Source organism: Streptomyces flavusporus (assembly GCF_046267975.1).
GTDB classification, from domain to species: domain Bacteria; phylum Actinomycetota; class Actinomycetes; order Streptomycetales; family Streptomycetaceae; genus Streptomyces; species Streptomyces flavusporus.
On sequence record NZ_CP176503.1, the window covers coordinates 3,054,743 to 3,067,546 of the forward strand.

Below are 12,804 nucleotides of genomic sequence, written 5' to 3' on the forward strand. Positions count from 1 at the left end.
CTCAGGCCAGGTTGACCGACCGAGCCGACGTCGCCCCGATCTCCGCGGCCACTTCGCCCAGCACGCCGGACGGCACCGTGTCGTCCACCGTCAGGACGGCCAGCGCCTCGCCGCCGGCGACGGCCCGGGACACCTGCATACCGGCGATGTTGATGCCCGCCTCGCCGAGGATGCGGCCGACCGTGCCGACCACGCCGGGACGGTCCTCGTACCTCAGGACGACCATGTGGTCGGCGAGCGCGAGGTCGACGTCGTAGTCGCCGACCGCGACGATCTTCTGCAGGTGCTTCGGCCCGGCGAGCGTGCCGGACACCGACACCTCCTCGCCGTCGCCGAGCGTGCCGCGCACGGTGACGACGTTGCGGTGGTCCGGCGACTCCGAGCTGGTGGTCAGCCGCACCTCGACGCCGCGCTCCTGGGCGAACAGCGGGGCGTTGACGTACGAGACGGTCTCGTCGACGACGTCCTCGAAGACGCCCTTGAGCGCGGACAGCTCCAGCACCTTCACATCGTGCTGGGTGATCTCGCCGTACACCTCGACGTCCAGGCGGACGGCGACCTCACCGGCGAGCGCGGTGAAGATCCGGCCGAGGCGCTCGGCAAGCGGCAGGCCCGGCTTGACGTCCTCGGCGATGACACCGCCCTGGACGTTGACCGCGTCCGGGACCAGCTCACCGGCGAGCGCGAGGCGCACCGACCTGGCGACCGCGATACCGGCCTTCTCCTGCGCCTCGTCGGTGGACGCACCCAGGTGCGGGGTGGCCACGACCTGGTCGAACTCGAACAGCGGCGAGTCCGTGCACGGCTCCTTGGCGTACACGTCGAGACCGGCGCCGGCGACCCGGCCCTCCTTGAGGGCGGAGTACAGCGCCTCCTCGTCGACGATCCCGCCGCGCGCCGCGTTGACGATCCGGACGCTCGGCTTGACCTTGCGCAGTGCCTCCGCGCCGATCAGGCCCAGCGTCTCGGGGGTCTTCGGCAGATGGACGGTGATGAAGTCGGAGACCTCGAGCAGCTCGTCCAGCGACAGCACCTTGACGCCCATCTGCGCGGCCCGCGCGGGCTGTACGTAGGGGTCGTAGGCGACGACCTTCATGCCGAACGCCGACATGCGCTGCGCGACGAGCGCGCCGATGCGGCCGAGGCCGACGACACCGAGGGTCTTCTCGGCCAGCTCGACGCCGGTGTACTTGCTGCGCTTCCACTCGCCGTTCTTCAGCGCGGCGTTGGCCTGCGGGATGTTGCGGGCGCTGGCGAGGATGAGACCGCAGGCCAGCTCGGCGGCGGTCACGATGTTCGAGGTGGGGGCGTTGACGACCATCACGCCGGCCTTGGTGGCGGCGGAGACGTCCACGTTGTCGAGGCCGACGCCGGCTCGTGCGACGACCTTGAGCTTGTTCGCGGCGGCGATCGCCTCGGCGTCCACCTTGGTGGCCGAGCGGATCAGGATCGCGTCGACCTCGGCGATGGCCGGCAGCAGCTCGGCGCGGTCCGCGCCGTTGCAGTGCCGGATCTCGAAGTCGGGACCGAGCGCGTCGACGGTCGCGGGCGACAGCTCTTCAGCGATGAGTACGACGGGTTTCGAGCTCACGTGAGTCCTCACAAGTCCAATGCGTGCGGACGGCCGTCCCGACGGCCGCAGGCGGAGGAGGGGCTAGCCGCGTGGAAGACGCACGACGCTGTGGGCCTGACGCGTATGTAGTACGGCAGTGTAGTGCCGTGGCGGAGGTCGTCCTGCGCCTCTCCGGACGGATCACCCGTCCGTGGCTGGACGGGATGGACAACGTCTTCGTACACGACGTTACCCGGGGTTCGCCGAAGGGGCCGGAGCAATCCGCTCCGGCCCCTTCGATCCGAGGCTTACGCCTCCTCGTTGACCCAGCTCATGAGCTTGCGCAGCTCCTTGCCGGTGGTCTCCAGCAGGTGCTCGGAGTCCTGCTGCTTGTACTCGTTGTACTTCTTCAGGCCGCCGTGGTACTCGTCCATCCAGGCCTGCGCGAACGTGCCGTCCTGGATCTCCGCCAGGACCTTCTTCATCTCGGCCTTGGTGGCGTCGGTGATGATCCGCGGACCGGTGACGTAGTCGCCCCACTCGGCGGTCTCGGAGACCGACCAGCGCATCTTCTCCAGACCGCCCTCGTACATCAGGTCGACGATCAGCTTCAGCTCGTGGAGGCACTCGAAGTAGGCGATCTCCGGCTGGTAGCCCGCCTCGACGAGGGTCTCGAAGCCGGCCTTCACCAGCGCGGAGGTGCCACCGCAGAGCACGGCCTGCTCACCGAAGAGGTCGGTCTCGGTCTCCTCGGTGAACGTCGTCTTGATGACGCCCGCGCGGGTGCCGCCGATGCCCTTGGCGTACGACAGGGCCAGTGCGAAGGCGTTACCGGTGGCGTCCTGCTCGACGGCCGCGATGCACGGAACGCCGCGGCCCTCCTCGTACTGACGGCGCACCAGGTGGCCCGGCCCCTTCGGGGCGACCATGCACACGTCCACACCGGCCGGGGGCTTGATGAAACCGAAGCGGATGTTGAAGCCGTGACCGAAGAACAGCGCGTCGCCGTCCTTCAGGTTCGGGGCGATGGACTCCTCGTAGACCTGGGCCTGGATCGGGTCCGGCACCAGGATCATGATGACGTCGGCCTCGGCGGCGGCCTCCGCCGGCGTCACCACGCGCAGGCCCTGCTCCTCGGCCTTGGCCTTGGACTTGGAGCCCTCGTGCAGACCGACACGCACGTCGACACCCGAGTCACGCAGCGACAGGGCGTGGGCGTGGCCCTGGCTGCCGTAACCGATGACCGCGACCTTGCGGCCCTGGATGATGGACAGGTCGGCGTCGGCGTCGTAGAACAGCTCGGCCACTTTGGGTTCTCTCCTTGGGGTGCAGATGTTGCGTCCCACCGTATGACGGCGGGGGTAAGGGAAGTTCGGGGGTCTCGGCATACGGGCGGCCGGGTCGTCGTCCGGCCGCCCGATCCCGTTCTTATGCCGACCGGTCGAGCGCGCGAAGCGACCGGTCAGTGATCGAACGTGCTCCGCGTCCGATCGCGATCGTGCCGGACTGGACCAGCTCCTTGATGCCGAACGGCTCCAGCATCTTCAGCATGGCCTCCAGCTTGTCGCTGGAACCGGTGGCCTCGATGGTGACGGCCTCCGGAGAGACGTCGACGGTCTTGGCGCGGAACAACTGCACGATCTCGACGATCTGGGAACGTGTCTCGTTGTCGGCGCGCACCTTCACCAGAACGAGTTCCCGCTGAACGGCCGAACCCGGCTCCAGCTCGACGATCTTCAGCACGTTGACGAGCTTGTTGAGCTGCTTCGTCACCTGCTCCAGCGGCAGGTCCTCGACGTTCACCACGATGGTGATGCGGGAGATGTCGGGGTGCTCGGTGACGCCGACCGCGAGTGAGTCGATGTTGAAGCCACGGCGGGAGAACAGGGCGGCGATCCGGGCCAGGATGCCCGGCGTGTTCTCCACCAGGACGGAGAGCGTGTGCTTGGACATGGGTCTTGGTCTCTCTCGGCTCAGTCGTCTTCGTTGTCGCCGAAGTCGGGGCGGACGTCCCGGGCGGCCATGATCTCGTCGTTGGAGGTGCCGGCGGCGACCATCGGCCACACCATGGCGTCCTCGTGGACGATGAAGTCGATGACGACCGGGCGGTCGTTGATCGAGTTCGCCTCCTCGATGACCTTGTCGAGGTCGGCCGGGTCCTCGCAGCGGATGGCGTAGCAGCCCATGGCCTCCGACAGCTTGACGAAGTCGGGGACGCGGGTGCCGGCGCTGGGCTGCTTTCCGTCCGCCTCGGGGCCGGAGTGCAGGACGGTGTTGGAGTAGCGCTGGTTGTAGAAGAGGGTCTGCCACTGGCGGACCATCCCGAGGGCGCCGTTGTTGATGATGGCGACCTTGATCGGGATGTTGTTCAGGGCGCAGGTGGTGAGCTCCTGATTGGTCATCTGGAAGCAGCCGTCGCCGTCGATCGCCCAGACGGTCTGCTCCGGCGCGCCGGCCTTGGCGCCCATGGCGGCCGGGACCGCGTAGCCCATCGTCCCGGCGCCGCCGGAGTTGAGCCAGGTCGCGGGCTTCTCGTACTGGATGAAGTGCGCGGCCCACATCTGGTGCTGGCCGACGCCCGCGGCGAAGATCGTCCCCTCGGGCGCGAGCCGGCCGATGCGCTCGATGACCTGCTGCGGGGACAGGGAGCCGTCCTCGGGCTGGTCGTAGCCGAGCGGGTAGGTCTCGCGCCAGCGGTTCAGGTCCTTCCACCAGGCCTCGTAGTCGCCCCGGTGACCCTCGCTGTGCTCCTTCTGCACCGCCTGGATCAGGTCGGCGATGACCTCGCGGGCGTCACCGACGATCGGCACGTCGGCGGCGCGGTTCTTGCCGATCTCGGCCGGGTCGATGTCGGCGTGGACGATCTTGGCGTACGGGGCGAAGCTGTCCAGCTTGCCGGTGACGCGGTCGTCGAAGCGGGCTCCGAGGGCGACGATCAGGTCGGCCTTCTGCAGCGCGGTGACGGCGGTGACCGAACCGTGCATGCCCGGCATTCCCACGTGCAGCGGGTGGCTGTCGGGGAATGCGCCGAGCGCCATCAGGGTGGTGGTGACGGGCGCTCCGGTGAGTTCCGCGAGGACCTTCAGCTCGGCGGTGGCGCCGGCCTTGAGGACGCCGCCGCCGACGTAGAGGACGGGCCGCCTGGCGGAGGTGATCAGCTTGGCGGCCTCGCGGATCTGCTTGGCGTGCGGCTTGGTGACGGGCCGGTAGCCGGGCAGGTCCATGGTGGGGGGCCAGGAGAAGGTGGTCTGCGCCTGGAGGACGTCCTTGGGGATGTCGACCAGGACCGGTCCCGGGCGGCCGGTGGCGGCGATGTGGAACGCCTGCGCAATCGCCCGGGGGATGTCCTCCGCCTTGGTGACCAGGAAGCTGTGCTTGGTGATCGGCATGGTGATGCCGACGATGTCCGCCTCCTGGAAGGCGTCCGTACCGATCGCCTTGGACACGACCTGCCCGGTGATCGCGACCAGCGGCACGGAGTCCATGTGCGCGTCGGCGATCGGGGTGACCAGGTTGGTGGCGCCCGGCCCGGACGTCGCCATGCACACCCCGACCTTGCCGGTGGCCTGCGCGTAACCGGTGGCCGCGTGGCCGGCGCCCTGCTCGTGACGGACCAGGACGTGGCGCACCCGCGTTGAGTCCATCAGGGGGTCGTACGCCGGCAGGATGGTGCCCCCGGGAATGCCGAATACCGTGTCGGCGCCGACCTCCTCGAGAGAGCGGATGAGGGACTGCGCGCCCGTGACGTGCTCGGGGGCGGACTGCTGTCCTCCGGATCGGGGCCGCGGCTGCGGGTGAGGGGCCCCGGTGGCCTGCTCGGTCATCGGCATTCTCTTCTCGATGCTGAGGGTTTTTGCGAGGTTTGTGCGGTGTACGACTGCTGTTCGGCAGGTGCCTGTGCAACAAAAAACCCCTCGTGCCGTAAGGCAAGCGAGGGGAGCGCGCCGGTGTGGTCGCTGGGGAGTCCGGAATCGTCCTCCGGTGGTCCCAGCTCAGCCGACGCGCTGTCCAAGTACGAGAATTCGGGTGCGCATGGCACTGACCCTCCCCCCGGCGCACACCCACTGTCAAGTGGGTGGGACGGGAGTCTCATTATGTGAGCGAAGGGTCGTTCCGCCGGAGAAGACGGTGCTCACTCCGCCGGTGGTCACGCCTCCGGCAGCGGTCACCCCGCCGGCGGTCACTCCTCCGGTGTACACGCCCGCGCCGCCTGCGAAGGCGGGCTCGGCCGGGCCGTGCGGCACCGGGTAGCGGCCGGACGTCAGCGCTCTGCGCAGCCGGTACTCGTCCAGTGGGCCCGAGAAGGCCATGCCCTGCCCGTGCGTACACCCCATCGCGCGCAGGGCGACGACCTGCTCCGGCAGATCCACGCCCTCGGCCACGGACTGCAGCCCGAGATCGCCCGCGATGCGAAGCAGCCCACTGGTGATCTTGTGCAGCCGCGCGGACTCGACGACGCTCTCGACGAGGCCGCGGTCGAGCCGCAGGACGTCGATCGGGAGCCGTCTGAGCGCCGTGATGGCCGGGCAGCCGCTGCCGAAGCCGTCCAGCGCGATCCGGACGCCGACTCGCCGCAGGGCGCCCAGACGCCGCTCCAGGTCGTCCAGGGACACCCTGGGGTCGATGTCCGACAGCTCGATGATCAGCGCCCCGGACGGCAGCCCGTGCCGGGTCAGCAGTGCCTCGACGGAGCCGAGGGGCATCGACCGGTCCAGCAGTCGGCGCGCGGCCATCCGGACGGCCACGGGCACGGCGTGGCCGCTCGCGCCGCGTTCGGCGGCCCGCTCGACCGCCTCCTGAAGCATCCAGCGGCCCAGCTCGGCCGTCTTCTCGCTGTCCCCGGCGTCCTCGGCGTGCGGGGCGTGCGGGGCGTGCGGGGCGTGCGGGGCGTGCGGGGCCACGCGCAGGAACTCCGCGGGTGTGAACAGCACCCCTTGGGACGACCGCCAGCGCGCCTGGGCGGTGACCGAGGTGATCCGGCCGTCCTCCAGACAGACCACGGGCTGATGCAGCAGCGTGAACTCGCCGTCATGCAGCGCGGCCCGCAGCCGTGTGGCCAGTTCCGCCTTGCGTACGACGTCCTGCTGCATCTGCGGCTTGTACAGCTCGACGCGGCCCTTGCCGGCCGACTTGGCGCGGTACATCGCGAGGTCGGCGTTGCGCAGCAGCTCGCCCGCGCCGAGGCCCGGCTCGGCGAAGGCGACGCCGATGGAAGCGGCGACCCGGACATCGTTGCCGTCGATGAGGTACGGCTGCGACAGCGTCACCCTGAGGCGGTCGGCGAGCTCCAGGATGTGCCGTTCGCGGGCTGTACGGTCACGGGCGCCGTCGCCGACGATCAGGGCCGCGAACTCGTCGCCGCCCAGCCGGGAGGCGGTGTCGCCCTGCCGGACGGCCTCCTGGAGTCTGCGTGCGGCCTGGACGAGCAGTTCGTCCCCGGCCTGGTGCCCGATCGTGTCGTTGACGGCCTTGAATCCGTCGAGGTCGATGAAGAGCACGGCCGTGCCCCGCAGGGCGGCACCGCGGTCTGTGCTGCGACGGCCGGACAAGGCCTGCTGGACGCGCTGGGTGAACAGGGCGCGGTTGGGCAGGTCGGTCAGCGGGTCGTGCTCGGCGTTGTGCTGCAACTGCGCCTGGAGGCGCACTCTTTCGGTCACGTCCCGGCTGTTGAAAATCAGGCCGCCCTGGTGGCGGTTGACGGTCGACTCGACGTTCAGCCAGCTGCCGCCACCGGACCGGAAGCGGCACTCGATGCGCGTAGTGGGTTCATCGAGAGGGCTGGCGGCGAGGAAGCGGCGCACCTCGTGCACCACGCAGCCCAGGTCCTCCGGGTGGATGAGTTCGGCCAGTTCGCTGCCCACCAGCTCCTCCGCGGGCCGTCCGTAGACCCCGGCGGCGGCCGGGGAGACGTACCGCAGGACGCCGTTGGGCGCGGCGATCATGATGACGTCGCTGGAGCCCTGCACCAGGGAGCGGAAGTGGTTCTCCTTCTGCACCAGTTCCTGGGTGAGGGTGATGTTGTCGAGCAGCATGATCCCCTGGCGCACCACCAGGGCGAGCACGACCGTGCCGCCGGTGATCAGCACCACGCGGTCGACGCTGCGGCCGTTGAGCACGTTGTAGAGGATTCCCAGCGTGCACACGGCGGCGGCGAGGTACGGGGTGAGGGCTGCCAGGGAGCAGGTGAGGGGCCGAGTGGCCGGATACCGGTCGCGCTCGCCCTGCTGCACGGGCGGGTGCGGGTGGGTGGAACCGCGCTGTCCGGGCAGGTGCTCGTGCACCACGCGCGCGTGCGGCTCGTCACCGGGCCGGCCGGGCCGGGGCGCGACCCAGGGTGCGTACGCCAGCAGCAGCGAGCCGGCGAACCAGCCCGCGTCCAGCAGTTGCCCCGAGCGGTAGCTGTCGTGGAGCAGCGGCGAGGCGAACAGGGCGTCGCACATCACGGTCAGGGCGAGGGCGCCGATCGCGGTGTTCACCGCGGAGCGGTTGGCTCCGGAGCGCCGGAAGTGCAGCGCGAGCACCATGCTGACCAGGGCGATGTCGAGCAGCGGGTACGCGAGCGACAGCGCGGTGTGCGCCACGCCGGGTCCGCCGCCCTTGGCCGCCTGGGCGAGCGCGAGGCTCCACGACAAGGTGACCAGGCAACCGCCGATCAGCCAGGCGTCCAGGGCGAGGCAGACCCAGCCCGCCTTCGTCACCGGCCGTTTGGCGAGGACCAGCAGGCCCACGATCGCGGGCGGCGCGAAGCACAGGAAGAACAGGTCGGCGTAGCTGGGACTGGGCACGGGCCGTCCCAGGACGACCTCGTACCACCCCCAGACCAGGTTGCCGAGGGCCGCCATCGTCGAGGAGAGGGCGAACAGCAGCCAGGCGGAGCGGAACCGGACCCGGCGGCTGTGGGCGTAGAGGAAGCACGACACGGCGGCCGCGCCCGCGGCGGCACTCAGCCCGAAGTCCCCCATGATCAGGGCGAGCTGGTGCGAGCCCCAGCCGACCGCGGAACCGACGGCGTAGGCCGCGCACACCAGGGCCAACAGGAGTTGGGGGAGCATGCTCGACCCGGCGCCCGAGGCAGGGGACCGGGGCAGCAGCGTCCCCTGAGCGGGCTGTCGCCGCAGCGCCTGGTCGAGGACCGTCGTGGGCGGCGAGGGCGCGTTCACCGGGCGCTCCCGGTCCGCTCCGCTCCCGGCGCCCGCGGGTCCCGGTGCGGCGGGAGTGCCGGCTTCCTGCGGCTGCTGCGCCTGGGGTGGTATTGGCTGTGGTGTGCGCCGTGACCGGCGCCATGGCCGCGTCCGCCCGCGGCCGTGCGCCAGGGTCGCCGTCGGCGGCCCCGCCGCGTCGGATCGTTCGCCCATAGGCCGTGCATCGCCCGTCGCCCCCCTCACAGTCTGCAATGTCCATCCCCGGCGCCGAACGGTCTGCGGCGCAGCCCCTGTCCGGACGATACACCAGTCTCGTCACTCAATGACAGGGCTTCTCTACGCTCAGTGACCACCAGCAGGGATGCGGGTACGGACCGCTTCCGGAAGGTTGCGGAGGGTACCCGAACCGGATGTCGCGTCTGTTGCGGCGGGTCCGAGGCGGTCGGTCAGGTTCCGCTCGTGCCCGTCGTAAGGATCACGTTGCGCAGCGGCTCCTGGTTCACGTAGCGGCTCAACTGGTCCACCAGCAGCCGCTTGGCGCGCGGCTGGAACGCGGAGGTGGGCCCGCCGACATGCGGACTGATCAGCACGCCGGGCGCACGCCACAGGGGGTGACCGGGCGGCAGCGGTTCGGGATCCGTGACGTCGAGGGCTGCGGTGATGCGGCCGCTGTCCAGTTCCGCGAGCAGCGCCTTGGTGTCGACGACGGGGCCGCGGGCGACATTGACGAGGAGGGCACCGTCCTTCATACGGGCCAGGAACTCGGCGTCGACCAGGCCTCGGGTGGCCTCCGTCAGCGGCGTGGACAGGATGACGACGTCCGCTTCGGGGAGCAGGGCGGGCAGTTGGGTGAGCGGATGCACGGGACCGCGCGCCGTGGTGCGCTCGGAGCGCGCGACGCGCGCCACCCGCGCAAGCTCGAACGGCGCGAGCCGGTCCTCGATCGCCGCGCCGATCGACCCGTATCCGACGATGAGTACGTTCTTGTCGGCGAGCGCCGGCCGGAACCCGCCGAGCCACTCCCCCCGGTCCTGCGCCCGCACGAAGTCCGGGATCCCGCGCAACGAGGCCAGGATCAGCGTGAGCGTGAGCTCCGCGGTGCTCGCCTCGTGCACCCCGCGCGCGTTGCACAACCGCACCCCCGGGCGCAGGTGCTTCAGCCCCGGCTCGACATGATCGATACCGGCGGAGAGCGTCTGCACGACCTCGACGGACGTCATCCCCGGCAGCGGCCGCACGCCGACCTCGCTGGGCTTCATGTAGGGGACGACATAGAGGGCACAGTCGCCGGGATCCGCGGGGAAGGTCTTTCCGCCGTCCCAGAAGCGGTAGTTCGGCCCTTCCGGAAGCCCCTCGATCTCCTCCGGCGGGATGGGCAGCCACACGTCAGCAGTCATGCTCACGAGGCTATGTGAGGGGCACGGGAGTGCAGAGGTTAGGTTGGGGTGGCAGGAGAGGGAGGGTTACGGGCAGGTGGAGCGCAGGACGATCGGCGCGGCGGCACTCGCGGTGGGGGCCGTCGGACTCGGGTGCATGCCGATGAGCTGGGCGTACAGCACGTCACGGCAACGGGGCGACGAGTCGCTCAGGGCCGTGCACCGGGCGCTCGATCTGGGCTTGACGCTGCTGGACACGGCCGACATGTACGGCCCGTTCACCAACGAGCTGTTGCTGGGCCGGGTGTTGAAAGAGCGGCGGTCCGATGCCTTCGTGTCGACCAAGGTCGGCCTGCTGGTGGGCGAGCAGCACATCGTGGCCAACGGCCGCCCGGGGTATGTGAAGCGGGCCTGCGACGCGTCCCTGAGGCGCCTGCAGACGGACGTCATCGACCTCTACCAGCTGCACCGCGCCGACCCCGAGGTTCCCGTGGAGGAGACCTGGGGCGCGATGGCGGAACTCGTCCAGGCCGGAAAGGTAAGGGCGTTGGGGTTGTGCGCGGTGGGGGCGCGCGGCGGGCGGCGGTCGGGGACGCTGCTGCACGACGCGACGATCCGGCAGTTGCAGCGGGTGCAGCAGGTCTTCCCCGTGAGCGCGGTGGAGGCGGAGCTGTCGGTGTGGTCGCCGGAGGCGCTGGACACGCTGCTGCCGTGGTGCGCGGCGCGCGGCATCGGCTTCCTGGCCGCGATGCCGCTCGGCAACGGCTTCCTGACCGGCACACTGACGCCCGGCGAGGGCTTCGAGCCCGACGACATGCGCGCCCGCCACCCCCGCTTCACCGCCGAAATGATGGCGGCGAACCAGCCGATCGTGGCCGGGCTGCGCCGGGTGGCGGCCCGGCACGGCAAGCACGTCACGCCGGCCCAGGTGGCGCTGGCGTGGGTGCTGGCGCAGGGCCGGCACGTGGTTGCGGTGCCGGGGACCAAGCAGGAGCGCTGGGTGACGGAGAACGCGGACGCGGCCCGGCTGTGCCTGTCGGCCCGGGACCTGACGGAGGTGTCGGGGCTGCCGAGGGCGCAGGGATCGTGGGAATGATCCTGACCTGCGGGTTCCTGATTCGTTGGTTCGGGATCGGATGATCGGGAACCTGTGGGGCGCGAGCGGTGTATGACAAGTAGAACCCGCCGCGTCGAAGGGACCATGATCGTGCAACGTCGAGCTGTGACGGCCGTACTGGCCGCGGCCGCACTCCTGCTGACGGCCGGCTGCTCCTCCGACGACGAGGGAGGGGGTTCCCCCGGCGGCGGAGGAGACACCACACCGAGCAGTACGGCCGCGCAGTCGCCGCCCTCGGGGCAGGCTGCCGAGGAGACCCCGCCCGCCAAGGGCTCGGTCGAGGTCGTGCGCACGGTGACCGAGGACCTGGACAGTCCCTGGGGGCTTGCTGCCCTCCCCGACGACGACCTCCTCGTCTCTTCCCGCGACGGGGGCACGATCACGCGGGTCGACACCGAGACGGGCCGGAAGACGGAGCTGGGCGAGGTACCGGGGGTGTCACCGGCCGGCGAGGGCGGCCTGATGGGCCTCGCCCTCTCCCCCGACTACGCCTCGGACCACATGGTCTACGCGTACTTCACCTCGGCCTCGGACAACCGCATCGTCCGCATGCTGTACGACGAGCAGAAGCCCTCCGGCGAACAGCTGGGCGCACCGGACACGATATTCCGGGGCATCCCCAAGGGCTTCATCCACAACGGCGGCCGGATCGCCTTCGGCCCGGACAAGATGCTGTACGCGGGTACGGGCGAGAGCGGCGAGGAGGGCCTGTCCCAGGACCGGGAATCCCTGGGCGGCAAGATCCTGCGCATGACCCCGGAGGGCGAACCGGCACCGGGCAACCCGTTCCCGGACTCCCCGGTGTACTCGTACGGCCACCGCAATGTGCAGGGCATCGCCTGGGACGACAAGCAGCGGCTGTTCGCCGCGGAGTTCGGCCAGGACACCTGGGACGAGCTGAACGCGATCAAGCCAGGCGACAACTACGGCTGGCCGGAGGTCGAGGGCACCTCCGACGAGGCCGGGTTCCACAACCCGATAGCCCAGTGGGCCACGGACGAGGCCTCCCCCAGCGGCATCGCGTATGCCGAGGGTTCCCTATGGATGGCCGGCCTGCGCGGCCAGCGTCTGTGGCGCATCCCCTTGAACGGCACGGAGGCGTCGGCCGACCCGCAGGCCTTCCTGGAGGGCGAGTACGGCCGGCTGCGCACGGTGGTCTCGGCGGGCGGCAACAAGCTCTGGCTGGTGACCAGCGAGACGGACGGACGGGGGTCCCCTGAGGGCGGGGACGACCGGATCCTGGAACTGGAGGTGAGCTGAGTACGGCGCCTCAGTCCTCCGCCGGCTCCTGCTCGGACGGCTCGGGCGGGCGTACGACGACCTTCCCGGACGACAGGTCGATCGGGCCGCGTCCTGGATCCCCGTCGCCCACGTCCTCCCGGGTCAGCTCCAGACGGTTCTGCTCGTCGCGGGTGTGTTTGCGGCCGGGCGCGAACAGTTCCTCGAAGACGTTGAACACGGGCCCCCCTCGGCTGGTTGCTCTACAGCGTAAGCGTCTCTGGGACCCTGTGTGCGCCTGAGTAACTCAGGCTTTTCGGGCGCGGCGTGGCCGTTTGTCGCCATCGTGGATCCCGCTGGCCAATTCAGGTGGGTGTAGCCCTCCTGAAGGGACCTGCT

At 70.3% G+C, this 12,804-nt stretch carries 9 protein-coding genes; 2 read left to right on the forward strand and 7 right to left on the reverse strand.

The window, feature by feature from the left end; all coding sequences use genetic code 11:
• Position 1: 1 nt before the first annotated feature.
• The 6 genes from serA to ACKTSN_RS14445 all read right to left on the reverse strand — a co-directional run bounded on the left by serA (position 2) and on the right by ACKTSN_RS14445 (position 10,091).
• Entirely contained in the window at positions 2–1,591 is a 1,590-nt protein-coding gene (gene serA / locus ACKTSN_RS14420) for a phosphoglycerate dehydrogenase (protein WP_409469495.1), read from the reverse strand.
• 269 nt (positions 1,592–1,860) lie between these two features.
• On the reverse strand, positions 1,861–2,859 hold the full coding sequence (ilvC, locus tag ACKTSN_RS14425) for a ketol-acid reductoisomerase (RefSeq protein ID WP_409469496.1): 999 nt from the start codon (positions 2,857–2,859) through the stop codon (positions 1,861–1,863).
• A 121-nt stretch (positions 2,860–2,980) separates the two neighbouring features.
• Positions 2,981–3,505 (reverse strand): acetolactate synthase small subunit, encoded by a 525-nt coding sequence (ilvN, locus tag ACKTSN_RS14430; RefSeq protein WP_003997672.1) that lies wholly within the window; start codon positions 3,503–3,505, stop codon positions 2,981–2,983.
• A gap of 20 nt (positions 3,506–3,525) precedes the next feature.
• On the reverse strand, positions 3,526–5,382 hold the full coding sequence (locus ACKTSN_RS14435; RefSeq protein ID WP_409469497.1) for an acetolactate synthase large subunit: 1,857 nt from the start codon (positions 5,380–5,382) through the stop codon (positions 3,526–3,528).
• A 237-nt stretch (positions 5,383–5,619) separates the two neighbouring features.
• On the reverse strand, positions 5,620–8,712 hold the full coding sequence (locus ACKTSN_RS14440) for a putative bifunctional diguanylate cyclase/phosphodiesterase (RefSeq protein WP_409469498.1): 3,093 nt from the start codon (positions 8,710–8,712) through the stop codon (positions 5,620–5,622).
• Between the two features lie 428 nt (positions 8,713–9,140).
• Positions 9,141–10,091: a 2-hydroxyacid dehydrogenase gene (locus ACKTSN_RS14445; RefSeq protein ID WP_409469499.1), complete on the reverse strand. Its 951-nt coding sequence runs from the start codon at positions 10,089–10,091 to the stop codon at positions 9,141–9,143.
• 76 nt (positions 10,092–10,167) lie between these two features.
• On the opposite strand from ACKTSN_RS14445, the gene ACKTSN_RS14450 reads away from it, so the two are divergent.
• The gene (locus ACKTSN_RS14450) at positions 10,168–11,166 is read left to right on the forward strand and encodes an aldo/keto reductase (RefSeq protein ID WP_409469500.1); all 999 of its coding nucleotides are present in this window, start codon (positions 10,168–10,170) and stop codon (positions 11,164–11,166) included.
• 72 nt (positions 11,167–11,238) lie between these two features.
• A complete protein-coding gene (locus ACKTSN_RS14455) occupies positions 11,239–12,447 on the forward strand; it encodes a PQQ-dependent sugar dehydrogenase (RefSeq protein WP_409469501.1) in 1,209 nt (402 codons plus the stop codon).
• A gap of 10 nt (positions 12,448–12,457) precedes the next feature.
• Here the strand turns inward: ACKTSN_RS14455 and ACKTSN_RS14460 are convergent, their stop codons facing one another.
• Positions 12,458–12,646 carry a DUF6191 domain-containing protein gene (locus ACKTSN_RS14460; RefSeq protein WP_129800429.1) on the reverse strand — a complete coding sequence of 63 codons (189 nt, stop codon included), beginning with the start codon at positions 12,644–12,646 and terminating at the stop codon, positions 12,458–12,460.
• Positions 12,647–12,804: the final 158 nt, after the last annotated feature.

Excerpts from the sequence above, each read along its gene's own strand:
- ACKTSN_RS14435 (WP_409469497.1), bottom strand. The coding sequence starts at position 5,382 with ATGCCGATGACCGAGCAGGCCACCGGGGCCCCTCACCCGCAGCCGCGG.
- ilvN (WP_003997672.1), bottom strand. The coding sequence starts at position 3,505 with ATGTCCAAGCACACGCTCTCCGTCCTGGTGGAGAACACGCCGGGCATC.
- ACKTSN_RS14455 (WP_409469501.1), top strand. The coding sequence starts at position 11,239 with ATGACAAGTAGAACCCGCCGCGTCGAAGGGACCATGATCGTGCAACGT.
- ACKTSN_RS14445 (WP_409469499.1), bottom strand. The coding sequence starts at position 10,091 with ATGACTGCTGACGTGTGGCTGCCCATCCCGCCGGAGGAGATCGAGGGG.